Raw genomic sequence first — 24155 nt, forward strand, 5'->3', positions numbered from 1 at the left:
CTCATTACCTCCTAGACAACACCTGTTTTTTTGGCTACGTAACCCATCAACACTGGGAACAATATAGTTACATCCCCCGGCACTGTCACATGTTTGGCCTGAGGCTTTATTTTTCCCCAGCTTATTGCCTCCCTGGTCTGTGCTCCAGACAAGCTCCCGTCCCACTCTGGAGCCGAAGTAATTTGGACTGCATAGTCTAGTCCACCTCGGAACTGTGACCACCAAATAAGGTGGTGCTTAGATATGCCGCCGCCAAGAATTATACCCGTCAAGTTGTCAACACTGTATATGTATTCGGAGATTTTTCTCTCGTCTTCTAGCAAGTCAAGCTTGACTTGCTTGGCGTTGGGTCTGAGGCGTTGCTCCTCGTTAAAGGTAAATATGGCGGTTCCAAATGCAGAATCGAGAACTCCGGGTGCAAACAGGAGCTTGTTTCTCTCATAGACGGCTCTGAGAATAGATGACTCGTCTCTGAGTCTTTTACCAGACTCATGTGCAAGCTCGCTGGTTGTCCATGTATCTTTTATTTTTATTAGTTCCTCGAGCATCTCGTGGACGAAACGCTCAATTGGCGGGCCATAGTTTTCGACGGGAATAAGGATGTTTCCCAGCCTATGTATTTCGAGCTCTTTTAGAAAGACGTCGTCCATCGCGAATTCGCCTATATAGTAGTTGTTCCCTGTTCCTCGTGCAATGTCATGGTCGAAAGTGCCGCCAGTCGTCATGAGTAGTTCACATATCCCTTTATTGACCATATCGGCTATGATGCCCCTTAAGCCCGTAGAGACAAGGTTTGCTGGAAAAGCCAACGCAATCTTGCTAGAGGTGGTGATCGCATCGACCAGTATATCTGCGGCTCTCACTAGGTATTTTACCGAGAAGCCTCCCATCTGTTTATACTTCTCCATTAATTTTTCCGAGGCTTCAGCTATGTCGGCTAGCCTAATGTCTGTAACTGGCTCACGCAAGAGTTCTCGACGGATTTTTATCTTCTCGCTTTCATTCACAGCCACGAAGAAAACGTCCTTTCTAAAAAACCTAATGCAGGCTATACTGTACAGCTATTTCGGAAAAAGAAGGCCAACGCCCTAGTGCACCTTTATACTGAACACTCCTTTCTGACTTATCGACAGCATTTTAGCGGCTTCAGACTTCTCTGGGTCAATCACCGCTATAAAGCCATCCCACTCCTCGGTGAACTCTCTAGACCCGCATATGGGGCAAACCTCTACAGTGTCCTGGACAAGCGTTTTACACTTTACACATGCCTTTAACGGGAGCTTACGTTTCTTAGCCACTCTTTTCACCGGCTTGCTGCGTCTTAGACTTTTCGATAAGCTCCTTAATAAACTCTAACTTGCCCAAGTAGGGCTGACGCATCGTCAACCTAATTTTTAGCTGACCTTTCTGCTCATCGTAAGCAATACCAACTACTCTCGCCCTGACAATGTCGCCCTTCCTTATCGTCCTGGTACCCTTTTCGTCCTGTATAAGAACCACGCCATTTTCTCGATCATACGTTATGTTCTTCGATGGATAGATCTGTGACTTGTGCACAAAGCCATCAACGGGTCCTAGCCTCACAGTTAGGCCAATATTTTCAACGAGGACAACTTCTCCCTCAACAATCTCGTTATTGACAGCACTATAAACCAATGCCTTGAACCTCACATCGTGATATGGCGCGCCATCCCCCCAAGTCAAATAGCCATACTCAGATACATCCACATCCAAAACTGTGACAACCATCCCGATTCCCTGGATAACTCTGCCCTCAAACTCCTCTTTCAAAATCTCTAGTGCAACCTCTTTTAGGGGTCTGCCAAACATTCTCGGAGGAATCCTAATTACGTCTTGAAGCTCTACTAACTTGTACACATCTTTGCTTAGACAAACAGATATTTTAAACATTTTCTTTAAAGACAATCATCTCAGAATAATCGCGAGCAACCGAAACGTAAATAAGACTTCTCAGAACAAAAATAAATGCCCGGCGGGAAAGCCCCAGGGGGCTAGCCCTCCCCTGCACCACAAACGGGCTTTACGGTGGGGGGCGTCAACCCCCATGGGCGTCCAGCCTGCTGTGCGGAGACCCGCAAAGGTACCAATGAAAACCGTTTCCACGGGACGCCTCGTCCGCGTAAGGCTCCTCGTAGGAGGAGTCCTTGCGCGGCAGAGGCCGAACCGGGTTAGGCCCGGGAGGGAGCGGCCCTAAGGCCTCCGAGGCGTGTTCGTGGAGGCGACGGTTAGAGGGCTGCCTTTGCGGGGACCCCACACAGCAGGCTGGGCCACCGTGGGGGGATGCCGCCGGGCATTTCTGTATGCGAAAAAAATGTATAGTATCACTGTAATCAATTTTAATGGGCGCCAAGTGGTCCGGCGGGCGGCCTCCGGTCCGTCTCGGCGACGAGACGGGCTGTGGAACCCCCTCACCGCCGCGGACCTGTAGCCGCGTAAGCGGCACGGCGAGATGCCGTGGATCAGCTGTTGCTCTTGCCACGGATGGGGATGACCTACTTTTAGTGGTAGCGACGACGTGGCAAGCTTGCGTGGAACGCTGATCCTGCAGGGGGAGGGTCAAGCAGGAGCCTATGAGGCTCCGCGGGGAGGCTCCGGGTAGACCCTTAGACAGATGCCGCCTAAACATAAGGGGGGGTACGACCGGCCACTTGGCGCCCGATCGTAGAAATAGTTATTTCTGGTGCCGCGTTCCATGCATGGAGTTTGCAATGAAGGTCTTAGACCTGTTTGCCGGCGCTGGGGGGTTTAGCAGGGGGTTTCATCAGGAAGGGTTCGAAATTGTGGGGGCTGTAGAGCTGGACAGTAATGCTGCCTCCTCTTTTGCCCTGAACTTTCCTAAGGCCCATGTATTCGTGAACGACATAAGGGAGCTACACTCACTGGATATTTTGAGTAAGCTTGGGGAAAAGCCAGATGTAATTATCGGGGGTCCACCGTGTGAAGGCTATACGAGGGCTAACCCCAAGAGAGAAAAAGAGCCGCTAAACAGGCTTTATGTGGACCCGCTTGGATCTCTTGTCCTACATTTTATCCGTATTGTCGGGGACCTAGAGCCAGAAGTCTTCGTAATGGAAAATGTTCCGGGAATTCTTGACGGTGGACTAGGTGAAGTTATTAGGGAAGAATTTGCACGCGTCGGATATTCAGAAGTATACTTCAATGTGCTAAAGGCTGAGGACTATGGAACCCCTTCTCATCGTGTACGCGTATTTATCTCTAACAAAAAGATAGCCCCGAAAAAGACGGGCAGACAGGTTACTGTTTGGGAGGCGATAGGCGACCTGCCGCCGCCTGACCCATATTATGAAATTCCAAATCATGAGCCAGTCTCCCTGAGCACGGGGAAGCTCAAGAGAATAGCAAAACTGAAGTGGGGCGAACCACTGATACATTACAGAGGCTACGGAAAACGTGTACTAGGGAACTTGGTTAGGCTACACCCTTATCGACCTTCTCCCACCGTGATGGGGTCTACACGGTTTGTTCATCCGTTTGAAAACAGGCTTTTAACGGTACGTGAGCAGGCACGATTGATGGGGTTCCCAGATAGCCATGTTTTCGTTGGAAGCAAGGATTCACAGTTCAACCAGGTTGGGGAAGCTGTCCCAGTGCCGCTGGCGCGTGCAATAGCTGGAGAGATAAGAAAGATCCTATGACCCCAGCCATTGGAGAGTTTCCAAAAAGTTCTTTACCCAGTATGCATCCCTTGTAGCGAAAAAGTATGCTTGACAAATTCATACCGGTGCTCCACAACACCAATAGTTCACAGCGTGTAGCAGACACTGCCAGAATAGCCTTCGGCCTAGGATACAAGACACTAGTTATATCTAAGGCAGTAGGGCCGGCGGCACAGATAGGGCTCCCCGAGGCGCAGAAACTTGCGATCCGCTACAATGCAAATATAATTTTTCTCTCGGACCTGTCAGAAGTAATAGAGCTTCTACAGCCAGACGTAACCCTAGTGGTTGTGCCAGGCAAGTATGGAGGAGCGAATCTCTCGGAGACACTTAGCAAACTATCCCAGAGGCTTAGCGAGATAAAGAAAGTGCTCCTAGTTTTCGGAGGCTCAGAGCCCGGGCTTACCCAGAAAGAAATGAAGCTTGGAGAGGTAGTACACCCGGACAGGGTAATAGAAGATATAGGCACCGTCGGAACAGTAGCAATAACGCTTTACACGGTGTCACAGACAATACAGACTAGACAAGTCTGATGCGTGTAACTGTTTTCTTGTTCTGCCAGCTGTATTTTCGAATCCTTTTAGACTTTCCAAAGCCGCAGTGCGCACAGTAGCCCTTCCTAATGTTGTAGCTGTGGTGTCCACACCGGCGGCAACGTATATGTGTGATCTTTTTACCCCTTTTGCCGAAAGATGTTGTACCCTTAACCATTCCTCAACACCCCTCACGGGACTGGGGAAACCAGGATCACGTTATCCCCCCTAACAATTATGGTGCCTAGCTGCCTGGTCTTGGCGTTCTTTATTTCTTCGGCATTTTCTAGAACAAGGTTCAAGTGGTAGTCATAGCTTTTTAGGAGCCCACGTATCTCTCTTCCACCCTTTAGCCTTACAAGCACGTTTTTGCCCAAAGATTCTGCTAGGATCGAGATTGTCCCCTCTTCCATCTGATACTCGCCTCACTAACAGCCCCCTAGGAACTTTATAAAGTTTTTCTTAGCACAAGTTACACTCAGGGACGCTGAGAGTTTTTGTACTCATTTATTAGTAGCGTGACTGCGTGTCTGACGAGTTCACTCATAGAGGAGTATTCTCCCCTTTTAACGAGTTCAAGCGCCCTATTATAGTCCTCAACGCTCAGGCGAAAATTAACCTTTACCAGGTCGCCTTCCTTGCTCATCATCTTATATATGATGTAGCGCTCTATTAAATATTTGCCACAAGGACGGGGTCTATGCTCATGCAAAGCTAAAGTTTAAAAAGTCCGTTTTTGTCTATGTTGAGAGGTGTTCACGTGTCAGCTAAAACCTCGTTCAAAATCGTAATATCCGACCCAAAGACTGGAAAAGCAGAACAAGTCGAGGTAAGCGGTGAACAAGCCCTGAGGCTGATTGGACACAAGATTGGAGACATAATAGACGGCGCGCTCGTAGGAAAGCCCGGAATCAAGCTCCGCATCACCGGTGGATCTGGAAGAGCTGGAGAGCCAATGAGGCCCGATATCCAGGGCGCCAGGAAAGGGTACTTCCTGCTCTCTGGCCCTCCAGGCTACTGGCCCAAAGAAAAGGGTGAACGCAGAAGGAGATTTGTCCGTGGAAATACAATATCGGAAGACATTGTACAGATAAACGCTGTAATCGTCTACGAGGAACAAGCAAAAGCCTCAAGCTAGATTGTTGTAGTTTAAGCCGGCTTTCTTCAAACCGCAATTGTTGTAAATAGTTTTATAAGTGCGGTCTACCTAGCCTTAAATATATGAGTAAAACACCTGATGAGACAGAAAAAACAGAAGAATTTCCGCTTCCCGACAACCAAACGACACTTCTCTGTATAATCCAGCAACTATTAGGATTTGATAGGGCACGTGTCTATTGCAGTGACGGTAAGATCAGGCTATGCAGGATACCTGGAAAATTCAAAAAACGCATGTGGATGAAGGTCGGCGACGTTGTACTTGTCGCTCCGTGGGATTTTCAGCCAGAGCGTGGCGACATAATTTATAGGTATACCTCTAACGAGCTACAAAAATTAGAGAAGAAGGGGCTTTTGAAGGAGCTGAAGGACCTTCTCGGATAGCCCTACTCTCTGAGACAGTTTTTAACTGTGTGGGCCAAGTCGGAAGCGAGGTCTCTCGGCACGCCCGAATACCTCTTGACTTCCGTTCCTTTCTTTATCACAACTACTGTCGGGAGACCTAGAACCTCAAACTTCTCGGCAATCTCCTTCTCTACGTCAACATTTACCCTGACAAAGCATACAGATCCATATTTCGCGAACAACTTGCTAACCTGTCTAAGTATCTCGTCAACAGCTTTGCATGGGACACACCAATCTGCATAAAAGTCTATAACAACTACTCTCATGTTTTGCAAGAGCTGTATCAAGACGTCGCCAGTCACGTCTACTAGCTGGTTGCATGCCTCAGACATACCTTATCCAAGGTGTCCCAGGCACTTAATTTATTTAGCGCAAGGCATTAAATAGAACAGAAAGATGGGTACATATCTAACTCCTCTGATAAGCCCTAAACATGTTGAATTGGACAAGCTTCAGGGAAGAATACTGGCCATAGACGCTTTCAACTCTATTTACCAGTTCCTGGCCCTCGTGCGAGACAAGTATGGGAGACCCCTAACAAACAGTAGAGGACAAGTTACCTCTCACTTGGTTGGACTAGTGTCCCGGTATTCTAGGCTTGTATACGAGTACAACATGCTCTTTATCTTCGTATTCGATGGGCCACCCCACCCATTAAAGAGAAAAGAGCTGGAAAGAAGGAAAACCCTGCGCGAAAAGGCTAGACAAGAATATCTTGAGCTTTTGAGGAAAGGCGACCTAGAAAAAGCTTTCTCTAAGGCAGTAGTCTCAGCCTCGATAGACGAATGGATAGTTGAAAGCTCAAAGAAGCTTTTGAGACTTATGGGCTTCCCAATTATACAGGCTCCCCATGACGCCGAGGCGCAGGCTGCCTTCCTGGTGAAAAGTGAGCAAGCGTGGGCTGTGGGCTCCATGGATTGGGACTCTCTCTTGTACGGTTCACCCAGACTTGTCCGGTACGTTACGCTTACAGGGTTCGAATGGCTACCTTCTAAGATGATGGCTCGAAAACTTATGCCAGAAATAGTCGAGCTCGAGGAGACGCTGAATATGCTTGGCATCACGCATCAGCAACTAGTTGATTTAGCTATCCTTGTCGGCACGGATTACAATGACGGGATTCCCGGGGTAGGACCTAAACGTGCACTCTACCTGATAAAAAAGTATGGATCCCTCGAAGGCTTGCCGCTAAATCTGAAGAAAATGCTCCCAAACAACTATAAGGAAATACGTGAACTCTTCTTGAATCCTCCTATAACCACGAGCTATGATATAATCTTTGGAGAGCTCGACGAGGAGGGGCTTAGAAAGTTTCTCGTAGACGAAAACGACTTTTCACATGAAAAAGTAGAAACATATCTTAAAAGGTTAAGAGAGGCGTTCCAGAGGCGAACTAGGACTCTAGATTATTTTTTATAATGGTGTTGCAGAGTCTATTATCATGTGGCATTCTTTAGGGACCTAGTAGAAGTAGCAGACAGGGTTACACAGGTAGCTAGTAGAAAAGAAAAGATACGCCTACTAGCAGAGTTTCTTGAAAAGCTGTCCCCAGAAGAAGTGCCCATCGCGGCAAGGTTCCTGGCCGGCGAGGTTTTCCCAGAATATGACACGAAGGAGCTCGGCGTGGGGTATTCTTCGCTTAAACAGGCATATAGTGTGGTGAGGCATGCATCTATCCTGCCGATAGCTGTACAGCCTTTAACAATTACTGAGGTTTATCGTACACTTGAGAGGATAGCTGGCGCTACTGGAGAGGGTAGCAAAAACAAGAAGATCAAGCTTTTGCAGTCTCTCCTTTCTAGGATGGAGCAAAGAGAAATAGACTTTCTGCTACGTGTACTGTTCGGCGAGGTCCGGATAGGTGCAAGCAAGGGCCTCCTGCTCGAGGCGGCCTCAAAGATTGCAAATGTGCCAATAAGCGACGTACTGCACGCATACATGGTTCTAAGCGATGTGGGTGACGTGCTATTAATGGCCCGAGAAAAGCCTTCAATGCTTGGAAGAGCAGAGCTGAATCTTTTCCATCCAGTCAAGCCCATGCTTGCAGATATGGCATACAGTGTGGAAGAGCTTTTCCAGGAGCATGGGGCTCCACTATACTTAGAGTACAAGTATGACGGTATACGCTTGCAGATACACATAGACTCAGGAAGGGTTGAGGTTTTTTCTAGGCGGCTGAACAGGATTACCGAGTTTGTGCCGGATGTTGTAGAAAAAGTCCTAGGAAACGTTAAGGCGGAGAAAGCTATTCTTGACGGCGAGGCCCTAGCTGTTGTCGACGGCAAACCTGTAGCTTTTCAGGATCTGCTGAAGAGGGTGAGACGGAAAAGAGAACGCGAAAAGTTTTTCCGCGAGCTTCCGTTCCAGCTCCATCTTTTCGACGTGATATATATCAATGGCAGGACGCTGGTTAAGGAAACCTATAGTTCGAGAAGGAGCATCTTGCAGGAAATAGTTACAAGCGACGAGCTACTTGCCAAGATGAAGATCGTATACGAGAAGGAGGAGGCCGAGAATTTCTATAAGGAGGCGCTGAGCGAAAACCATGAAGGCGTAATGTCGAAGCGTGCATCTTCATTTTACAAGCCTGGAATAAGGGGGAGCGACTGGCTTAAACTTAAGTCTTATGATACGATTGACTGCGTCATCATCGCGGCAGAATGGGGGCACGGCAGAAGAAGTGGATGGCTCAGCAACTATCATCTAGGCGTTCTAGATGAGGAAAGTGGAAAGTTTCTATCTGTAGGAAAAACATTCAAGGGGCTCAGCGACGCGGAGTTCGAAGAAATGACAAAGAAACTTTTACAGCTGAAGACCAGAGAGGAAGGCTACACTGTATATGTGAAGCCTGAAATAGTTGTGGAGGTCGACTATAGCGAGATACAGAGAAGCAAGCGATACCCCTCAGGCTTTGCGTTGCGTTTTGCACGTATCAGAAGGATACGCTTTGACAAAAGCCCCGATGAAGCCACAACGCTAGGCGAGCTTAGAAGAAGATATCTCCAGAAAATGCAGAATAAAGAACTGGATGAGGAGGAGGGATAGAGCATTGGCAAAGATAAGTATAGAGCCTATTGCCGACGAGAGCCTCGGAGTCAGATCAATGGCGCTCTATGCAGATATAGCGGGACTAAAGATTCTCTTCGATGCGTCTGTTTCTCTTGGCCCGGAAAGGTATGGCTTACCCCCGCATCCAGAAGAATTCAAAGCACTGGCTAAGCGCCGAGAAAAGATTCTAGAAAAAGCTCGACAAGCAGAAATAATCACAGTGTCACACTACCATCGTGACCATTATACACCGCCCTACCCATCTCTCTTTGAATGTACAGGTGGAAACGAGTACCTAGAAATATATTCTGGAAAAATACTCGTAGCTAAACATCCCTCTGAAAAGATAAATCCCAGTCAGAAAGAGAGAGCTAGAAAGTTCTTTAAAGCTATCGAAGGCAGAACCAATGAGATACACCTAGTAAACGATTCTCTCCTAAGCTTTGGAGATACTAAAATTGAAAGCTTCCTGGCCCCTCATGGAGAAAATCTAGGCTATGTGCTATGTTTTATCGTTTATTTTCAAGACAAAGCCGAGCTAGCCTTCTTGCCCGACGTGCAGGGTCCCTACAGCAACGATGTCCTAGAAAAGATAACAAAAATCAAACCCAGAATCGTAATAGTTGGAGGTCCCCCAACTTATCTCTCGGGGTCGAAAGTATCAAAGGATGCTGTGGACAGGGGGATGAGGAACCTCTCGAGGCTTTACGCCCAGCTCTCACAAGAAAGCAAAATCATTATTTCCCACCACCTTCTAAGAGATCCCGAATGGAGAGAAAAGCTTGAAAGCTATGGTATCCCTGGGAACAGCATAAAGACTTATAGCGACATTCTCGGGCTCCCATACACGGGTTTGGAGGCATACAGAAATTTCCTCTTCGAAAACAACCCGCCGCCAAGCAACTACAGAGAGATACTGGAGGCACTGAAAAAAGAACGCGCGAGATGTGATAAGCTCTTTGATTTCCTGGAAAAATAAAGACTTATTAACTCTGCATCTGCTATAGCAAACTCCTTGTTGTGAAAAATAGTGAAGGTGATAAGGTTGAGGGGAATAATAGTAACCGTGCTATCTAAATCCCCAGAAAAAGCACGTGAAATAGCGGGGAGCATTGCAAAACTCGAGGACAAAAACAAGGTTGAAATCTACTATAGAAAGCTTTCCCCAGACCTTCTCCTCTCTCTACTTGTACCCACAGACTACCCAGACAGCATACTCAACGCTGTTTCCACGGCTACTCTCTCTGATGTGATCATATTTTACGGCGACGAGCCGCTAAATTCATTTGATGGAGAACTCCTACTGTTGATGGGCATGCTCGAGAAGAAAAGCATAATTATAGGTGGAGACGAAAGAATTAAGAAACTTGCGTCAAGCGCCGGAGTCAAGAACGCCCTCTTCGTAGACAGCCCCCACGAGATCCGCTTTGAAGACTTAGCAGTAGATAAAAATGCGGGCTTCATCTATATCGACAGAGTTTTCCCGGTGAGGGGTGTCGGCACAGTGATGCTTGGATATGCCAAGACATCCATAAGAGCACATGACAAGTTTGTCTCTCTCCCTGCAAAAAAGGAAATAGAGATAAAAAGCATACAAGTTTTAGACGTTGACTTTGAAGAAGTGGGCTATGGGACAAGGGTAGGCCTAGCTATTAAGGGCGAGGAGTACGAAAGACTCAAAGAGACTTATTCGCTGGTAAGAGGCAACTTGACTGAAAAAATTGAAGGCAAGATCGTAAAGCTCCCCTGGTCCGTCGACCTCAAAAATGGCAATGAGTACCATATATACAGCGAAGGCTGCTATTCTACTGGAATAGTTGAGGTTGAAGGAGACGGCATCAGAGTACAGCTTAGGAAACCGTTGCCTGAGGCAAAGGAATACTTGATAGCAACGCCTAATACAAATGGGAAAATGTCACGGATAGTAGGCAAGGTAACATTCTAACGCATGGCTAGTCAAGAAGCATTTCTAGGTACCATTCCGGATCGAATTCTTTTAGGTCTCTTATACCCTGCCCGACGCCGACAAAAATTATTGGCTTCCGTGTTATGTATACAATGGACAGGGCAGCACCTCCTTTAGTATCTGCATCAAACTTGGTGAGAATAGAGCCGTCGAATCCGACCTCGTTGTAAAATGTCTTGGCCTGCTCTACTGCATCGTTCCCTACAAGGGCATCTCCCACAAATATCTTTAGGTCTGGCTGAGATACTCTAACTATTTTCCTCATCTCGTCCATTAGATTCTTCTTTGTATGCATCCTGCCCGCAGTGTCGATCAAAACAACCTGAGACAAACCCTTTTCCCCGCGTTTCACAGCCTCATAGGCAACAGCGGCGGGGTCAGCATCATATCCCAGAGACACAAAGTCTGCACCAATTTTGGACGCCCAGTACTGTGCCTGCTCTATGGCACCTGCCCGAAAAGTGTCAGCCGCCGCTATGGTAACCCTATAGCCCTTTTCCTTGTATAGATTGGCCAGCTTGGCCACAGTAGTTGTTTTTCCGTGGCCATTTGGCCCTAGAAATACAATTGTGAAATAGCCTTTTTGTCGAATAGCCTCAGCAGTTCTCTGCCATATATCTATCTTCCCCGCCTGGGAGAAAAGGTCTTCGAGGAGCCTCCTGAACTCTTTAAGGATGATTTCCTTCTTGTTTTCTAGTCTGCCTACTTTTTTCCCAGAAATACGCTCGGAAAGATCCCTAAAAATAGACTCTGCAACTTCTAGGGCTACTCCTTCTTCGACAAGCTTCAATACATAGGTCGACGAAACCTCTTCTACAGCCTTGGGGTCAAGCTCCGTATAGGCAAGCTCCTCTACAAACGACTTTAAAACATTTTTCAGGCTAAAGCTCGGCATTAGAAACTACTCCCGGCAGGCTATTTTGTTGCCTTGATTATTCCTTCGATTTCTCTGATCCTAGACACGATTTTGTTCAAATCGTCTACTCTTTTTTGTATGAGCTGGTTCAGTTCTTCCTTTCTCTTGCTGAGGAAATCCAAAGTCTCCTCGAAGGTTTTCTCAACAAGTATGTCTCGCGCTATTGCCACTAGGAACTTCTCTTGCTTCTTCACATTTGCCCTGATATATATCCCTGAGGAAACCGGGACAAGTATCTCCTTTGAATCTTCCAAAGAATTTATATTTTTAAGAGCCGAAATAGCAGCTTCAACTTCGGCGACTAGGCTCTGTGCAAGGGTTATTTCCTTCTCGAGTTCTTCAGCTATTTGGGCCAGGTAACCGTATTCCTCGGCCAGCCTCTCCCTACTTATCTGTGACAATTATATTCACCTTAAAATATACGCGACAATCTTGTCTGCCTGTGCCAGATCCCTGACGTATTCGTCCTGAACCTCTTCTAGGGGAACCTCTCTAATACTTGCAATCTTTATGTGGTTTCTAGTGAGCTTGTGTCTCGACCCCAAGATACTGTATACTTTTTCTTTTGCTTCGTCCTCGCTTAGCCCCCTTACGTAGATCCTAAACTTCCTTTGTTCGCCGAGCCTTAGACGCATTGTTCCCGAAACTTCAAATGTTTTCACTGAACCCATAACGACCCTCAGAAAAAATGTAACAAGATTTATAGTTTTTTTGCTTCAACGCGGCCAAAACTTCCTCACAAAGCATTTGTCAGAAAAATGGTGGACCGGCCGGGATTCGAACCCGGGACCACCGCCGTTCTCGGAACCCCAACTTTCATGGTCCTTGCAAAGGCGGCATCCTCCCACTAGACGACCGGCCCCCTTTGTTTAGAATACTTGAGATTTTTAAAAGTTTTTGCGCTGAGCTCCATCGCTTTTCTTTCCAGTCATTGTTTTTTGTATAGGAGAGATAACTTTCAGGATTATTTTCGGAAGCAATTTCATGTTTTTGTTACAAACCTATTACGGGGTTCATATGGTCAACAAAGGAAGTGACACTTTTTTGATTAGCGGAGGAGATTCCCTAGTTAGGGTGGAAAACACTATGAAGAACCTAGTCTTGTTTGTTGGTAGTGATGAGGACTCAAAGAAGCTCCTCGAAGACATTAAGATTTGGGGGGCACACGACAAGATAAAGATTGTAGATGTAAGTGTAAATGGGTTAAGGGGCTGGCTTCTAGTAGAATATGGGTCTACAAAGACACCATTACTCGTCACTAACAATACGATTCTCTCGGGCTACGAGGAAATTAGGAATTACATTAAGGCCTCTTTCTCAAACCAGTAGATCGTGGAAAAAGATAAATTATAATCCTTTTTCTGTTTCTAGATGAGCCATGGATAGTGCATTTGCTGCCATTGACAATGTTCGCAAGGCGTTGCTTTCGAGCTTCCTAGTGTTTTATGGCTTCTACGTGTTTGTCCTTTTGGTTTTATTCTTCTTCACAATGGGGCCCAAAGCTCTCATGAATGTCTTTACCTTGCAACACGTGGTCAATGCTATAATCTGGATTTTACCTGCATACGTAGCAAACGGGTCGCCCGTAGTCATTGGAAAATTTTTCTTGTCAAAAAACATAAAGAGACACCCAATAGATTTTAACAAGCGTTTCTTTGACGGTAGGGAAATATTCGGCAAGAACAAGACATTTGAAGGATTCCTCGGCGGACTGGCCGCTGGCTGTCTCGCCTCCCTTATACTACAATACATGGGTCTTCACGACTTAGCCCTAGGGAGTTTGCTGGCGCTGGGAGCTTTGCTGGGGGATTTGGTCGGCGCCTTCATAAAACGTAGAATAGGAATAAAGCCGGGGGATCCCGCGTGGATACTTGACCAGGTGGACTTCCTAATAGGATCCTTCATTTTACAGTTTATCTTCTTCGGAGACCTAGACATGGGCCTCGCATTCATTGCCATGGTTATAACGCCTCTCATACATATCTTAACGAATTTCGCCGCTTATCTTCTAAAGCTAAAAAATGTTCCATGGTAAAGGGCTATTCTCTTCTCAAAGAAGTGTGTTGCCCGTTATAGATATCCGATAAATTTAACCGTTTGAAGATTTCTCGATAAACAGTGAATCTATGACAAGCATCGTTGAGCTCAGCGAGCTAATGAAAAAATACACACAAGAGTTCTCTGACGCAGTCTCGAGAAAAGACTACGACGCGGCAATCTCCCTTGCACTTATGGTGCTAGAAAAACTCGTCACGATAGCGAGAAACGAGGTCTTAGGGGTGATAATTGACCCTACTGTACGTTCATTGGCAGACAACTATATTTCGGGGTATGAAAAGACACTCTCATACACAAAGGGTGTCCTCGAGGGGCTGAAATACGTGAGCCCCCTCTATGCCTACGGGGAAAAAGAACAGCTAGTCCAGCTCCTGGCGAGCTCTGTTTCAGAACTATTCTCATTCATAATGGGGGCTTTGATAGTCGTTGCTTCTCTTTCTCCGCCCACACACGAGGAGAGATTTGGAGTAGTTTAGGACTCCAGGAAACACACATTGCTATATAACGTCTTTTGGACGCCTTATTTCAACTATCTCTACCTCCATGCCTGGGAGAATACCCAGCTTCTCTCTAACTTCTTTAGGTATGGTGAACTGTCTAGAGTCTGTGAACCGTGTCTTAAGCAACCTCACAAAAACAGTTACAGATTGATCGCCCCTGCGTAGGACTATTTCCGCATATTCAAGGGTCTGAATTCCCAGGGCTCGTACAAGCTGAGCAGGGATCAATACCTGATTGTTGGAATAGACTTTAACCTTGTAAGGCAAAGTCGTTATGCTGAGTCCCCGTGCTCCCCTTCTACCCCTTGAAATCATTTATCATCACCATTTAAAATAAGAATTTTCATAGATTAAAATTTTTTGATTAAGCCACCCAAAAATTCAAAACCACGAAACGGTACATGTCTCGATACTGCCTCATGACACACAATAAGCCATTTCACAATAGCAACCGTGGCATCTGCTAGAAAAACTTTTAAAGAGGGGTCGTCTGAAAGCCACTTGAGGGCATGTGATAGCTAAAACTGATATTGAGAAAAAAGTAAAGAGCCTTTTTAAGGATGCCGAGATAGACGTCAAAGTTGACGGAAAAGGTGTTAAGCTAGCGATAGAGGGAGTAGGCGAAGAACTCAACACGTTGTTCGTCAAGCTTGGCGACCTCGTCTCTGGCATAGCGAAGCTTACTGGCGCAAAAGACGCAGATGTCATAGTGAGCATACAAGGAGCCGCGTACGGTGTAGAAGTAGAGATTTACTAAGTCCGGTTGAAGTTGAATAGAGAACATATTTCCTTGATGTTTAAAGACATTCAGCAGTTTTCTTTCTAAGATGCTCTATTCTAGACTGCATAGCCTTAACAATTCCGGGTTCTGATACGGTTTCCCGGTCAATGGGTCCAAGTTCCTTTATGCATTTGCCTGAAACGCACGCCAGCATGAGGGCCCAGAGCCTTGCCACAACTTCGGGCTGGTAGCCTCCCCCTCCAGTCATAAGTATAGGTATTCCCTTAGATGCATACCTCGAAAGCATCAACGAGAAAGCGTAGTATGAATTATCAGTCAATCTGAGGCCTACAAGGGGGTCTCCTTTATACGCGTCGCCCCCCGCCTGAACAATAATGAAGTCGGGATGATACCTTTCAAGTATTTCGTCGATAAAAGCTAAAACGAGCCTGAATACGTCGTCCCCACTTGGGAAAGGCATTGGAAGATTAATGTTTCTACATTGGCCCTCTCCCTCGCCTAGCTCATCTATCCATCCTGTCCCCGGATAAAATCCATAGCCGTAGCCATGGCTACTAATTTTTAGAATTGCATCCCTATAGAGTATCTCTTGTGTCCCATCGCCATGGTGAGCGTCGATATCCACTATTGCTATTCGTTGCACTCCATTTCGCGACAAATGTCTCGCGGCGATAGCAATGTCGTTAAAAACGCAGAAACCGCCGGCAGACGATCTCCTGGCATGATGAAAACCTCCCTGAGGATTGAAGCCTATCCCCCCTCTTTCTCTCAGAAAATCTGCAAGCATAAAAGTACCTGAAACCGCCAGCAAGGCTTTCTCGTATACCCCTGGGAAAGCCGGAGTGTCTCCATAGTCGAGAAGACCGACACCGATTCTAGACACCTCTCTGACAAACGAGACATATTTCTCATCATGTGCAAGAAGCAATACATCTTCTTGAATAGGTCTAACCTCTACAATCCTAAGAGGCAACATGCTCTGAAGAAGCGGCAAAAATCTATCATAGAAAACTCTCCGGGAGCCTGTCCACCTATCCTTCAAAGAGGGAGGAGTAAAAGATATATCTCGATATTCTTTGTGCCAGGCTACCAATATTTCCATGCCTATGATTTATATTCCCTCTTATTAAAAACATTTTTATCCCACATATCTTTAAGTAGCTTGACGAGAAATGGAAAGAGAGTTTTACGAAGTCCGTTGGCATGGACGTGGAGGACAAGGAGTAGTCACAAGCAGTGAACTTCTCGCCCTCGCCGCCCTAAAAGAGGGTAAACACGTTTACCATGCTCCCGAATTTGGGCCGGAACGCCGGGGAGCTCCTGTGAGAGCCTACACTAGGATAGGGAACGTCCCTTTAGAACTGCACTCCGGCATATACGAGCCCGACATAGTTGTCGTGATAGACCCCTCAATGCAGAACGAGCCCTTCATATTTGCTGGGCTCAAGAAAAACGGGACACTAGTAATAAATGCGAAGACTCCTAGCGAAAAGGTTCTAGAAAATGTGAAGAACCTTGGATTAAATCTGTGGATTGTGGACGCCTACAAGATAGCAATGGAGGTATTTGGGCGCCCATTCTATAATACGCCTATGCTCGGAGCACTAGTAAAGGCAAGCAACATTGTTAATCTAGACTCTGTTCTCTCAGCCGTCTCTGAGCGGTTCTCCAAGGACAGCAAAATTGCACAGCTAAATGTTCTCGCAATTAAAAGAGCTTATGAGGAGGTGAAGAAATATGAGTAAGAGCACACCATTTGTCTTGAAAACCTGGAAAGAAATGCCAATTGGAGGCATAATTTCGGAGCCCAAGACGAGCCTATACAATAAGACTGGTAACTGGCGCGCGTTAAAGCCCGTCCTTAACAAGGACAAATGTATAAGATGCCTGCTTTGCTGGACCCACTGCCCCGAGCCTGCGATCATTAGACTTGATGACGACTATGTATCGATAGACTATGACTACTGTAAGGGATGTGGGATATGTGCGAATGTTTGCCCCGTACACGCAATTGAAATGGTGATGGAGGAATGATGGGAAAACGTGTCGGAATGAATGGGGACAGGGCTGTAGCATTTGCCGCTAAACAGGCAAAGGTCGACGTGATCTCCGCTTACCCAATAACCCCCCAGACAATAATTGTCGAGACACTCGCCGAGTATGTGAACAATGGTGAACTTGATGCCGCTTTTATCCCAGTGGAGAGTGAGCACAGTGCTCTATCGGCTGCTATCGGTGCCTCACTGGCTGGGGCAAGAGTATTCACGGCAACGAGTAGCCAGGGACTTGCACTAATGTGGGAAATCCTCTGGATAGCCGCTGGTCTAAGAGCGCCGATAGTCATGGCAATGGGCAACCGCGCGCTCTCGCCCAACATTAATATCCACTGTAGCCACGACGACGCCTATGCTGCACGCGACACGGGATGGCTTCAATTATTCGCTGAAAACGTCCAGGAAGCATACGACCTAACACTGTTGGCTTTCAAAATTGCCGAGGACCACCGCGTCCTACTACCCACAATAGTCAACCTAGACGGATTCATACTTACGCACGCCGCAGAGGGGCTCTACGTCCTAGACGACAAAGATGTTGACAGCTTCCTTCCGCCGCGGAAGCCAGTAAACCCAATAGACCCAGATAACCCAAAGACCTATGGGCCACTCGACTTTACCGACTGGTACATGGAGCACAGAAAAATCTGGTACGACACGTATCCAAATGTACCACAGGTAATTAAGGAGGCCTTCGCCGAATATGAGAAACTCACCGGGAGAAGATATGTCCAGATAAAGACCTTCAACGCCGAGGACGCCGACAAAGCCATAGTTATTCTAGGCTCGTCCGCAGGCACCGCAAGGTATGCGGCTAGGAAACTAAAAGAAAAAGGACAAAACATGGCCGTTATAAGTCTGACGCAGTACAGGCCATTCCCAAGAAAAGAGCTAAGAACCATACTTGAAAAATTCGACGTGGTAGCGGTCCTCGACAGGAGCCTAAGTTTTGGAAGCCCTGGAAACCAGCTCTTCATGGATGTCGCCACATCCCTGTACAACGCGAAAAAGAAGCCTCTTCTAGTTAACGTCGTCTATGGTCTCGGCGGCAGAGACTTTACTCCACGCCACGTGGAGCAGGTGTACCAGTTAATGGAGGAGGTACAAAAGAGGGGTGAAGCTCCCGAAGAGCCTGTTTGGGTAGGATTAAGGGAGGCATGAGGTGATGTATGTGAGCGTAAAGGCAACACCAATTAAAAGCCTGAAAGAACTGCCACGCACAGAACAGTTTGCGCCCGGACACCGTCTATGCGCGGGTTGCGGAATACCGCAAGTAGTCAGGTTTGCATTAAAGGCTGTCCCAGACCCCAAGGTAGTCGTCAACGCCACTGGATGCCTAGAGGTTGCAACAACTATTTTCCCATACACTAGCTGGGGCGTGCCCTGGGTGCACGTAGCATTTGAAAACGCCGCCGCAGTTGCAAGCGGGATTGAGGCTGCCTTCAGGGTTCTCTCCAAGAAGTACGGAACAAAGAAGCCGAAGATCATCGTATTTGGTGGCGACGGAGGAACATTTGATATCGGTTTCCAGGCTCTTAGCGGTGCACTAGAGAGGGGACACGACTTGATCTATATCTGCTATGACAACGAGGCATACATGAACACTGGTATCCAGCGGAGCGGAGCCACGCCGAAAGGTGCAAGCACCACCACGAGTCCAGCCGGCAAGGCTGTTCCCGGAAAAATGGAGAGAAAGAAAAACCTGATAGAAATAGCCATTGCGCATGGAATTAAGTATGCGGCCACTATGAACCCGGCCTTCCCGATAGACATGTACAACAAGATTGTAAAAGCCGCAAATACCCCTGGTCCAACCGTGCTACACTACTTTACTCCTTGTCCAACTGGATGGTACTTTGACCCGTCGAGAAGCATTGAGATCGCTAGACTGGCAGTGCAGACCCGCATCTGGCCACTCTACGAGTATGAAGACGGCAAGATCAGGATAACCGTGCCCGTGAAGGATCCTAAGCCAGTGGAAGACTACTTTAAGCTTCAAGGTAGGTTTAGGCACCTGCTTGAACCCGAGAACAAGTGGTTGCTAGACGAGATTAAGCGGGACATAGAGGAGAACTGGAACAGGCTCCTAAAGCTCGCAGAACAGAAGTAGGGCTTCCCCAGGCTACACCTGTAAACTACCCGATAAACATTATCTTTTTTTATTTAGAGTGGCAATTCATTTCTGAAGTTTACATGCATGATTACGAGCTGGGCGCAGTCTACAAGTCGATGTGCCCTAACTGTGGCGGAGACATCAGCGACCACCGTTTAGCCAGCAAGACCCCCTGTAGGGTATGTTTACCAGAAGACAAGCTATCCGAGCTAAAAAATACAGCAACTGGGAAGAAACATAGAGGAAAAAATGTCGACGACTTCCTTGCACATCTAGAACAGGTAATCCGGCTACTTGAGGCTCAGGGGACAAAGAAAGAACTGGAAAAGTTTTACAATGTGGAAAAGAAGTTGCTGGAGTTTGGAGAGTTTTTCTCCCAGGCACTAGGTAGCAGACCCTGGAGTGCCCAGAGGACTTGGGCTAGGAGGGTTTTCCTCGGAAAAAGCTTCGTGATTCTTGCACCTACGGGTGTTGGTAAGACTGTTTTCGGCATTCTCACCGCCTTGTTTCTCTCAAAGGAAAAAAGAAAATCTTACCTTATTTTGCCTACCTCTGCTTTGGCGTCTCAAGTATACGAGAAGGCTAGAGCCTTCGCGTCAAAACTCGGCCTGGACCCGGAGAGCATCGTTATATATCATGGTAGTCTCTCGAAGAACCATAAAGAAGAAGTCATTGAGAAGATTCGAAGCGGAGGATACTCCGTCCTCATCACAACGTCCCAGTTTTTGGCCAGGAATTTTGACAAGCTGGAGGGTCAAAAATTTGACTTTGTATTTGTCGACGACGTGGACAGCATAATAAAGTCTTCAAAAAACATTGACAAGCTACTCGTTCTGCTCGGTTTTTCCCGGGAAGACATTGACCTTGCTTTAAGGACTATAAGAGAAACCTCGAGACTAACTCGCCTACTGCGGAATGGTAATGTATCTGACGAGGACAGGTTGCAGGTCGAAAAGTTGCGTGAAAAACTAAGGGAAAACCTGTCTAAGAGTGAACACGGGGTTTTAGTCGTGTCAACGGCGACCGGGAGACCCCGTGGGACAAGGATTAGGCTCTTCAGGGAACTTTTAGGATTTGAAATTGGTGCTCGAGGAGAGTTCCTAAGAAACATTGTTGACACTTATACCATTGTTGCTAACAAAGACATTGTCGAAAAAGCTGTAGAACTAGTGTCAGAACTTGGGGGAGGGGGTCTCGTCTTTGTTCCTATAGGGACCCAGGAAGACTTTGTCCTTCGTCTCGCTGGAGAGTTTGAAAAGTCTGGCATAAGAGCCAAAGTGCTGTATGGCAAGCACAAAGACAAAAACGCCATAAAAGAGTTTGAGGCGGGAAACGTTGACGTCTTGATTGGGACCGCTAGCTACTACGGGACGCTTGTAAGGGGCCTTGACCTTCCACATGTCGTGAAGTATGTGCTCTTCGTGGGCGTGCCACACTTCAAGTTTTCATTGGATCTAGGCGATATCACCCCGCTGCGCCTTGTCCAGATCGCTTCTAATGTCAGAAATATAGCTACAAAAGAAGATCAAGCCTCCCTGGACCGACTAATCCTATACCTGCGAGAGGCCCTACAAAACATGGAGCCTGGAGAATACATGGCTTTCACTAATTGTATAAAGGATAATTCCTGTACCGGAAAACTGGCAAGGGTCGCGGAGAGAATCGACTTGTTGAAAAGAATAGTCGGGAAGTATCTTTCCTCCCTTGAATACCTGGACAGGCTCTCGAAAGAGACTTCCCTCATGATAGTGAAAGACGGAGAAACATTAAAGCTTCTGTTGCCAGACGTCATGACATATATACAGGCTTCTGGCAGAGCTTCACGTCTCTACGCCAGGGGTGTTTCAAAGGGACTCTCAATAGTCATATGCAACGACGAAATGTTCTTTGAAAAATTCAAAAAATTCACCAGTTTCTATGAGATTGAGTGGAAGCCTCTAGAAGAAATCAACCTGGAACAATTAATGAGGGAAATATCCCACGAAAGACAGGTTATTAGGGAAATAATGGAGGGAAAGATCCCTGCAGAGCTAAAAACAGACCTAGTAAAATCTGCCCTAATAATTGTAGAGTCGCCGACAAAGGCAAAAACCATAGCTAACTTCTTTGGCAAGCCCAGCCGAAGAAGGCTTGGACCCCTCATAGCCTACGAGGTGTCCTATTCTGGATACATAATGAACATCGTGGCCACACAGGGCCACATATTTGACCTAACCACCCAACTGTACAGCTACGACTCTGCCAGGGATTTCTACGGCGTCCTCGTAATAAGACGAGACTCGAAACTAAGGTTTGCACCCGTCTTTACCACGATCAAGAGGTGCTTGAGGTGTGGGGAACAGTTCACCGATCCGCCTCTCCAGAAAATCTCCCTCCACGGCTCTGTGCCAAACACCCCGGTAAAGCCTGGTATAGTGGTCTGCCCGAAATGTGGCAGTGACAAGATCTTTGACAAAGCAGAGGTCATCAGGGCGCTACGTGAGCTGGCAATGGAGGTAGAAGAGGTCCTTATAGCCACAGACCCCGACACCGAGGGAGAAAAAATCGGCTGGGACGTCTACCTATCACTTGCCCCCTATGTGCGCAAAGTGAAACGCATAGAGTTCCACGAGGTTACCCGCAAAGCGTTCGAAGAGGCCTTGAACAATCCGAGAGAAATAGACCAGAACCTTGTTCATGCACAGTATGTACGGAGGATAGAAGACAGATGGCTAGGATTCGCCCTAAGCAAGGCGCTTCAAAAACAGTACGGGTTAGCATGGCTTTCTGCGGGCCGCGTACAGACCCCGGTGCTCGGATGGGTCATCTCAAACTATGAAGAATCACTAAAAAGCAAAAAGTATGTCTTCTGGCTCACATTGAAGAGCATCGACAATACAGGCAAGCTCCAGCTACTCGTTGACACAGTACGCCTCGACGGCAAAACCCCACGCACAGTCGCAAGCGAAATGCAAGGCGCAAAAGTGGTTCTCAAGGAAGTACAACGCTCAGAGAAAACAGTCAATCCCCCACCTCCATTTACAACAGACACATTGCTCCGCGAGGCAAACACAGTCCTAAGACTCGACGTAGACAAAACAATGAGGCTGGCACAGGACCTCTTCGAAAGCGGTCTCATCACCTATCACAGAACCGACAGCACGAGAGTATCCGACGTGGGCCTAGCAGTCGCCAAGAGCTACATCTCTGAGAAGATTTCTCCTTCAAGCTTTGTCCCGAGGAGGTGGGGCGAGGGGGGCGCCCATGAATGCATACGTCCCACCCGTCCCCTAGACGTCGACGGACTTATGCAGATACTACGCCAAGGCGTCCTACAGCTACAGATAACCTTGACCCGTGACCACATCCGTCTCTACGACCTGATTTTTAGAAGGTTTATAGCGAGCCAGATGCCTCCAGCAAAAGTCCTAGAAGTAACGGTAAAGGCGTCTGGCCCATACTTCGAGAAAGACCTGGCATTCATCAAGGAAGTCCTAGAAGAGGGGTTCACCAAAGTCTTGCCCCTAAGAACTGGGATTACAAGTCAAGAGGGAGAATACATTATCGAGGACGTCGCCTACAAGAAAGTTGCAACAGTGCCTCTCTATACCCAGGCAGACATCATCAGGCTTATGAAGGAGAGAAACATTGGCAGACCATCCACGTATTCTAAAATCGTCAAGACCCTCCTCGACAGAAACTACGTGTTCGTGGTCAAGGGCGGAAAGCTGGTTCCAAGTAGCCTGGGCAGGCAGGTCTACCAGTACCTCTCAGAGATGTTCGGCGACGTTATAAGCGAGAAGAAGACCGCAGAAGTCCTGGCAAAAATGGACCTCGTAGAAAACGGCGACGCCGACTACATAGATGTCCTAAACGAGTTCTACAACGAGGTACACGAGAAGATATGCTCGAAAGTCCAGGAAGCATGTCCCCCACATTAACATGTTAGGCTGGGGACAACCTGTATAACTCCGCTATCCTAGCGTCACCCCTAATCCTCTTAATTATCTCTGCAACCCGTGGATGCACATATTTCTCCCAGTCTCCACCCTCGGCCATCAGCTTCCTGATACGTGTACCCTCGAGCACCTCCCTTTCGTGAAACGGTATCCCCTCAACCTGGAAACCCTCTTCCCTAAAAAGCAACTGCGACAAGGGATCATTCGTGTACACCTTGTCGAAGCAGGGAGACCAGCTAACCACAAGCCTCACCCAGAGAGAATGCTCGTTGTCAGTGTCGGGGACCACGCTGACCATAACCCTGTCAGCAAGATTTTCAGCTCTCAGGACTGCCTGAATCATTTCCAGCCTCTCCCCAACCGTAAACGGGTTCCTGAAACTATGCGAATACTGGGCACTACCAATAGCCAGAACCACCTCGGGCTCTCTCTCAAGAATCCACTTTAACGCCTCCAGATGACCGTTATGGAAGGGCTGGAAGCGCCCAAGGAACAAGGCACGCCTACAACTCATGGTTCACCTTATTGGGGCTCCAAAATAAATTTCTTTGTTGTTCTGCACATGTAAAACAATCCCCGCACCAATCCCACCCAATTCATTCGTTTCTGATACAACAATCAATGGCAAAGCATTATATTGTTCGATGGGAATGGCTACAGCTTCTTTCAATTCATTCGTTTCTGATACATGCAAAATGGGTGCCCTTACTATGCCCAACTCTCTGTCCTTTCAATTCATTCGTTTCTGATACGTCATGGTACTTGGGAGACGGTAAGAGACATCAATTTATTTCTTTCAATTCATTCGTTTCTGATACGTATATACGTATGACTTAAGAATTTCACATACACTGGCGGCTTTCAATTCATTCGTTTCTGATACACATAAGGGGCATATATGTGAAGATCCGTATCTATAATGAGGCTTTCAATTCATTCGTTTCTGATACATTCCCAGGCAGGCAATAATAATTGCGGTCACGATGAACACCTTTCAATTCATTCGTTTCTGATACTTGTTCACTG

General features: G+C 47.1%; 30 protein-coding genes, 1 tRNA gene, 2 other RNA genes and 1 CRISPR repeat array (1 of these 34 running past the window's edge). Of the genes, 19 read left to right on the forward strand and 14 right to left on the reverse strand.

Annotation, left to right across the window (positions count from 1 at the left end; all coding sequences use genetic code 11):
• Positions 1-11 precede the first annotated feature (11 nt).
• The 3 genes from N186_RS03000 to N186_RS03010 form a co-directional block, all read right to left on the reverse strand.
• The gene (locus tag N186_RS03000) at positions 12-1007 is read right to left on the reverse strand and encodes a deoxyhypusine synthase (RefSeq protein WP_020962297.1); all 996 of its coding nucleotides are present in this window, start codon (positions 1005-1007) and stop codon (positions 12-14) included.
• An 81-nt stretch (positions 1008-1088) separates the two neighbouring features.
• On the reverse strand, positions 1089-1298 hold the full coding sequence (spt4, locus tag N186_RS03005; RefSeq protein ID WP_020962298.1) for a transcription elongation factor subunit Spt4: 210 nt from the start codon (positions 1296-1298) through the stop codon (positions 1089-1091).
• Positions 1291-1878 carry a DNA-directed RNA polymerase gene (locus N186_RS03010; RefSeq protein ID WP_187147051.1) on the reverse strand — a complete coding sequence of 196 codons (588 nt, stop codon included), beginning with the start codon at positions 1876-1878 and terminating at the stop codon, positions 1291-1293. The genes spt4 and N186_RS03010 overlap by 8 nt, the downstream gene beginning before the upstream one ends.
• Positions 1879-1991: 113 nt before the next feature.
• Here N186_RS03010 and ffs point away from each other — a divergent pair.
• From ffs to N186_RS03020, 4 genes are all read left to right on the forward strand, one after another.
• Positions 1992-2310: signal recognition particle sRNA (gene ffs, locus N186_RS09450), an RNA gene on the forward strand.
• Between the two features lie 61 nt (positions 2311-2371).
• Positions 2372-2669, forward strand: an RNA gene (rnpB, locus tag N186_RS09940) — RNase P RNA component.
• Positions 2670-2729: 60 nt separating this feature from the next.
• Entirely contained in the window at positions 2730-3677 is a 948-nt protein-coding gene (locus N186_RS03015; RefSeq protein WP_240366754.1) for a DNA cytosine methyltransferase, read from the forward strand.
• Positions 3678-3742: 65 nt separating this feature from the next.
• The gene (locus N186_RS03020; protein WP_020962301.1) at positions 3743-4231 is read left to right on the forward strand and encodes a RecB-family nuclease; all 489 of its coding nucleotides are present in this window, start codon (positions 3743-3745) and stop codon (positions 4229-4231) included.
• Here N186_RS03020 and N186_RS09455 read toward each other — a convergent pair.
• The 3 genes from N186_RS09455 to N186_RS09670 all read right to left on the reverse strand — a co-directional run bounded on the left by N186_RS09455 (position 4218) and on the right by N186_RS09670 (position 4880).
• The gene (locus tag N186_RS09455) at positions 4218-4409 is read right to left on the reverse strand and encodes a 50S ribosomal protein L37e (RefSeq protein WP_148682010.1); all 192 of its coding nucleotides are present in this window, start codon (positions 4407-4409) and stop codon (positions 4218-4220) included. The genes N186_RS03020 and N186_RS09455 overlap by 14 nt on opposite strands.
• A gap of 13 nt (positions 4410-4422) precedes the next feature.
• Positions 4423-4644 (reverse strand): LSm family protein, encoded by a 222-nt coding sequence (locus N186_RS03025; protein WP_020962302.1) that lies wholly within the window; start codon positions 4642-4644, stop codon positions 4423-4425.
• Positions 4645-4709: 65 nt separating this feature from the next.
• Positions 4710-4880, reverse strand: coding sequence for a ribbon-helix-helix domain-containing protein (locus N186_RS09670; protein WP_020962303.1), 171 nt, complete (start codon positions 4878-4880; stop codon positions 4710-4712).
• Between the two features lie 111 nt (positions 4881-4991).
• On the opposite strand from N186_RS09670, the gene N186_RS03030 reads away from it, so the two are divergent.
• Complete coding sequence (locus N186_RS03030) at positions 4992-5369, forward strand: 30S ribosomal protein S6e (protein WP_020962304.1); 378 nt, start codon at positions 4992-4994, stop codon at positions 5367-5369.
• 83 nt (positions 5370-5452) lie between these two features.
• On the forward strand, positions 5453-5773 hold the full coding sequence (locus N186_RS03035) for a translation initiation factor aIF-1A (protein ID WP_020962305.1): 321 nt from the start codon (positions 5453-5455) through the stop codon (positions 5771-5773).
• A 2-nt stretch (positions 5774-5775) separates the two neighbouring features.
• On the opposite strand, the gene N186_RS03040 is transcribed toward N186_RS03035, so the two are convergent.
• Positions 5776-6126: a thioredoxin family protein gene (locus tag N186_RS03040; protein ID WP_020962306.1), complete on the reverse strand. Its 351-nt coding sequence runs from the start codon at positions 6124-6126 to the stop codon at positions 5776-5778.
• 64 nt (positions 6127-6190) lie between these two features.
• On the opposite strand from N186_RS03040, the gene fen reads away from it, so the two are divergent.
• The 4 genes from fen to N186_RS03060 all read left to right on the forward strand — a co-directional run bounded on the left by fen (position 6191) and on the right by N186_RS03060 (position 10787).
• The gene (gene fen, locus N186_RS03045) at positions 6191-7213 is read left to right on the forward strand and encodes a flap endonuclease-1 (RefSeq protein WP_020962307.1); all 1023 of its coding nucleotides are present in this window, start codon (positions 6191-6193) and stop codon (positions 7211-7213) included.
• 24 nt (positions 7214-7237) lie between these two features.
• A complete protein-coding gene (locus tag N186_RS03050; RefSeq protein WP_020962308.1) occupies positions 7238-8839 on the forward strand; it encodes an ATP-dependent DNA ligase in 1602 nt (533 codons plus the stop codon).
• Positions 8823-9821 carry an MBL fold metallo-hydrolase gene (locus N186_RS03055; protein WP_020962309.1) on the forward strand — a complete coding sequence of 333 codons (999 nt, stop codon included), beginning with the start codon at positions 8823-8825 and terminating at the stop codon, positions 9819-9821. The genes N186_RS03050 and N186_RS03055 overlap by 17 nt, the downstream gene beginning before the upstream one ends.
• Before the next feature lie 66 nt (positions 9822-9887).
• Positions 9888-10787, forward strand: a complete 900-nt coding sequence (locus tag N186_RS03060) for a hypothetical protein (RefSeq protein ID WP_148682011.1) — start codon at positions 9888-9890, stop codon at positions 10785-10787.
• A gap of 7 nt (positions 10788-10794) precedes the next feature.
• Here the strand turns inward: N186_RS03060 and ftsY are convergent, their stop codons facing one another.
• The 4 genes from ftsY to N186_RS03080 all read right to left on the reverse strand — a co-directional run bounded on the left by ftsY (position 10795) and on the right by N186_RS03080 (position 12586).
• Complete coding sequence (ftsY, locus tag N186_RS03065; RefSeq protein WP_020962311.1) at positions 10795-11703, reverse strand: signal recognition particle-docking protein FtsY; 909 nt, start codon at positions 11701-11703, stop codon at positions 10795-10797.
• Between the two features lie 20 nt (positions 11704-11723).
• The gene (gene pfdA / locus N186_RS03070) at positions 11724-12125 is read right to left on the reverse strand and encodes a prefoldin subunit alpha (RefSeq protein WP_020962312.1); all 402 of its coding nucleotides are present in this window, start codon (positions 12123-12125) and stop codon (positions 11724-11726) included.
• Positions 12126-12131: 6 nt separating this feature from the next.
• The gene (gene rpl18a / locus N186_RS03075; protein WP_052887180.1) at positions 12132-12395 is read right to left on the reverse strand and encodes a 50S ribosomal protein L18Ae; all 264 of its coding nucleotides are present in this window, start codon (positions 12393-12395) and stop codon (positions 12132-12134) included.
• A gap of 88 nt (positions 12396-12483) precedes the next feature.
• Positions 12484-12586: transfer RNA gene (locus tag N186_RS03080), tRNA-Ala, on the reverse strand.
• Between the two features lie 224 nt (positions 12587-12810).
• Here N186_RS03080 and N186_RS03085 point away from each other — a divergent pair.
• The 3 genes from N186_RS03085 (at position 12811) to N186_RS03095 (ending at position 14258) form a co-directional block, all read left to right on the forward strand.
• Entirely contained in the window at positions 12811-13053 is a 243-nt protein-coding gene (locus N186_RS03085) for a hypothetical protein (RefSeq protein WP_148682012.1), read from the forward strand.
• Between the two features lie 49 nt (positions 13054-13102).
• A complete protein-coding gene (locus N186_RS03090; RefSeq protein ID WP_020962315.1) occupies positions 13103-13759 on the forward strand; it encodes a CDP-2,3-bis-(O-geranylgeranyl)-sn-glycerol synthase in 657 nt (218 codons plus the stop codon).
• 91 nt (positions 13760-13850) lie between these two features.
• Positions 13851-14258, forward strand: a complete 408-nt coding sequence (locus N186_RS03095) for a hypothetical protein (RefSeq protein WP_020962316.1) — start codon at positions 13851-13853, stop codon at positions 14256-14258.
• Positions 14259-14279: 21 nt separating this feature from the next.
• Here N186_RS03095 and N186_RS03100 read toward each other — a convergent pair whose 3' ends face one another.
• The gene (locus N186_RS03100) at positions 14280-14597 is read right to left on the reverse strand and encodes an AbrB/MazE/SpoVT family DNA-binding domain-containing protein (protein WP_020962317.1); all 318 of its coding nucleotides are present in this window, start codon (positions 14595-14597) and stop codon (positions 14280-14282) included.
• A gap of 196 nt (positions 14598-14793) precedes the next feature.
• On the opposite strand from N186_RS03100, the gene N186_RS03105 reads away from it, so the two are divergent.
• On the forward strand, positions 14794-15039 hold the full coding sequence (locus tag N186_RS03105; protein ID WP_020962318.1) for a hypothetical protein: 246 nt from the start codon (positions 14794-14796) through the stop codon (positions 15037-15039).
• 40 nt (positions 15040-15079) lie between these two features.
• On the opposite strand, the gene N186_RS03110 is transcribed toward N186_RS03105, so the two are convergent.
• A complete protein-coding gene (locus N186_RS03110; RefSeq protein WP_020962319.1) occupies positions 15080-16126 on the reverse strand; it encodes a histone deacetylase family protein in 1047 nt (348 codons plus the stop codon).
• Positions 16127-16196: 70 nt separating this feature from the next.
• On the opposite strand from N186_RS03110, the gene N186_RS03115 reads away from it, so the two are divergent.
• The 5 genes from N186_RS03115 (at position 16197) to rgy (ending at position 23111) form a co-directional block, all read left to right on the forward strand.
• Entirely contained in the window at positions 16197-16769 is a 573-nt protein-coding gene (locus N186_RS03115) for a 2-oxoacid:acceptor oxidoreductase family protein (protein WP_020962320.1), read from the forward strand.
• Positions 16762-17058: a pyruvate synthase subunit PorD gene (gene porD / locus N186_RS03120; RefSeq protein WP_020962321.1), complete on the forward strand. Its 297-nt coding sequence runs from the start codon at positions 16762-16764 to the stop codon at positions 17056-17058. The genes N186_RS03115 and porD overlap by 8 nt, the downstream gene beginning before the upstream one ends.
• A complete protein-coding gene (locus N186_RS03125; RefSeq protein ID WP_020962322.1) occupies positions 17055-18239 on the forward strand; it encodes a transketolase C-terminal domain-containing protein in 1185 nt (394 codons plus the stop codon). Before porD ends, N186_RS03125 begins: the two co-directional genes overlap by 4 nt.
• Positions 18240-18243: 4 nt before the next feature.
• On the forward strand, positions 18244-19188 hold the full coding sequence (locus N186_RS03130) for a thiamine pyrophosphate-dependent enzyme (RefSeq protein WP_020962323.1): 945 nt from the start codon (positions 18244-18246) through the stop codon (positions 19186-19188).
• A gap of 83 nt (positions 19189-19271) precedes the next feature.
• Complete coding sequence (gene rgy, locus N186_RS03135; protein ID WP_020962324.1) at positions 19272-23111, forward strand: reverse gyrase; 3840 nt, start codon at positions 19272-19274, stop codon at positions 23109-23111.
• A gap of 4 nt (positions 23112-23115) precedes the next feature.
• On the opposite strand, the gene N186_RS03140 is transcribed toward rgy, so the two are convergent.
• Positions 23116-23643 carry a nicotinamide-nucleotide adenylyltransferase gene (locus tag N186_RS03140; protein WP_020962325.1) on the reverse strand — a complete coding sequence of 176 codons (528 nt, stop codon included), beginning with the start codon at positions 23641-23643 and terminating at the stop codon, positions 23116-23118.
• A 74-nt stretch (positions 23644-23717) separates the two neighbouring features.
• Positions 23718-24155: direct repeats of the CRISPR family, unit length 25 nt; unit sequence CTTTCAATTCATTCGTTTCTGATAC; it runs 251 nt beyond the window's last position.

It is taken from the genome of Thermofilum adornatum (assembly GCF_000446015.1).
GTDB lineage: Archaea > Thermoproteota > Thermoprotei > Thermofilales > Thermofilaceae > Thermofilum > Thermofilum adornatum.

What these genes read in the sequence shown, in the direction of transcription:
- N186_RS03015 (WP_240366754.1), top strand. Translation starts at nt 2,730, where the DNA reads ATGAAGGTCTTAGACCTGTTTGCCGGCGCTGGGGGGTTTAGCAGGGGG.
- N186_RS03020 (WP_020962301.1), top strand. Translation starts at nt 3,743, where the DNA reads ATGCTTGACAAATTCATACCGGTGCTCCACAACACCAATAGTTCACAG.
- N186_RS09455 (WP_148682010.1), bottom strand. Translation starts at nt 4,409, where the DNA reads ATGGTTAAGGGTACAACATCTTTCGGCAAAAGGGGTAAAAAGATCACA.
- N186_RS03025 (WP_020962302.1), bottom strand. Translation starts at nt 4,644, where the DNA reads ATGGAAGAGGGGACAATCTCGATCCTAGCAGAATCTTTGGGCAAAAAC.
- N186_RS09670 (WP_020962303.1), bottom strand. Translation starts at nt 4,880, where the DNA reads ATGATGAGCAAGGAAGGCGACCTGGTAAAGGTTAATTTTCGCCTGAGC.
- N186_RS03035 (WP_020962305.1), top strand. Translation starts at nt 5,453, where the DNA reads ATGAGTAAAACACCTGATGAGACAGAAAAAACAGAAGAATTTCCGCTT.
- N186_RS03040 (WP_020962306.1), bottom strand. Translation starts at nt 6,126, where the DNA reads ATGTCTGAGGCATGCAACCAGCTAGTAGACGTGACTGGCGACGTCTTG.
- fen (WP_020962307.1), top strand. Translation starts at nt 6,191, where the DNA reads ATGGGTACATATCTAACTCCTCTGATAAGCCCTAAACATGTTGAATTG.
- N186_RS03055 (WP_020962309.1), top strand. Translation starts at nt 8,823, where the DNA reads ATGAGGAGGAGGGATAGAGCATTGGCAAAGATAAGTATAGAGCCTATT.
- ftsY (WP_020962311.1), bottom strand. Translation starts at nt 11,703, where the DNA reads ATGCCGAGCTTTAGCCTGAAAAATGTTTTAAAGTCGTTTGTAGAGGAG.
- rpl18a (WP_052887180.1), bottom strand. Translation starts at nt 12,395, where the DNA reads ATGGGTTCAGTGAAAACATTTGAAGTTTCGGGAACAATGCGTCTAAGG.
- N186_RS03085 (WP_148682012.1), top strand. Translation starts at nt 12,811, where the DNA reads ATGAAGAACCTAGTCTTGTTTGTTGGTAGTGATGAGGACTCAAAGAAG.
- N186_RS03090 (WP_020962315.1), top strand. Translation starts at nt 13,103, where the DNA reads ATGGATAGTGCATTTGCTGCCATTGACAATGTTCGCAAGGCGTTGCTT.
- N186_RS03095 (WP_020962316.1), top strand. Translation starts at nt 13,851, where the DNA reads ATGACAAGCATCGTTGAGCTCAGCGAGCTAATGAAAAAATACACACAA.
- N186_RS03100 (WP_020962317.1), bottom strand. Translation starts at nt 14,597, where the DNA reads ATGATTTCAAGGGGTAGAAGGGGAGCACGGGGACTCAGCATAACGACT.
- N186_RS03110 (WP_020962319.1), bottom strand. Translation starts at nt 16,126, where the DNA reads ATGGAAATATTGGTAGCCTGGCACAAAGAATATCGAGATATATCTTTT.
- N186_RS03115 (WP_020962320.1), top strand. Translation starts at nt 16,197, where the DNA reads ATGGAAAGAGAGTTTTACGAAGTCCGTTGGCATGGACGTGGAGGACAA.
- porD (WP_020962321.1), top strand. Translation starts at nt 16,762, where the DNA reads ATGAGTAAGAGCACACCATTTGTCTTGAAAACCTGGAAAGAAATGCCA.
- N186_RS03125 (WP_020962322.1), top strand. Translation starts at nt 17,055, where the DNA reads ATGATGGGAAAACGTGTCGGAATGAATGGGGACAGGGCTGTAGCATTT.
- N186_RS03130 (WP_020962323.1), top strand. Translation starts at nt 18,244, where the DNA reads ATGTATGTGAGCGTAAAGGCAACACCAATTAAAAGCCTGAAAGAACTG.
- rgy (WP_020962324.1), top strand. Translation starts at nt 19,272, where the DNA reads ATGCATGATTACGAGCTGGGCGCAGTCTACAAGTCGATGTGCCCTAAC.
- N186_RS03140 (WP_020962325.1), bottom strand. Translation starts at nt 23,643, where the DNA reads ATGAGTTGTAGGCGTGCCTTGTTCCTTGGGCGCTTCCAGCCCTTCCAT.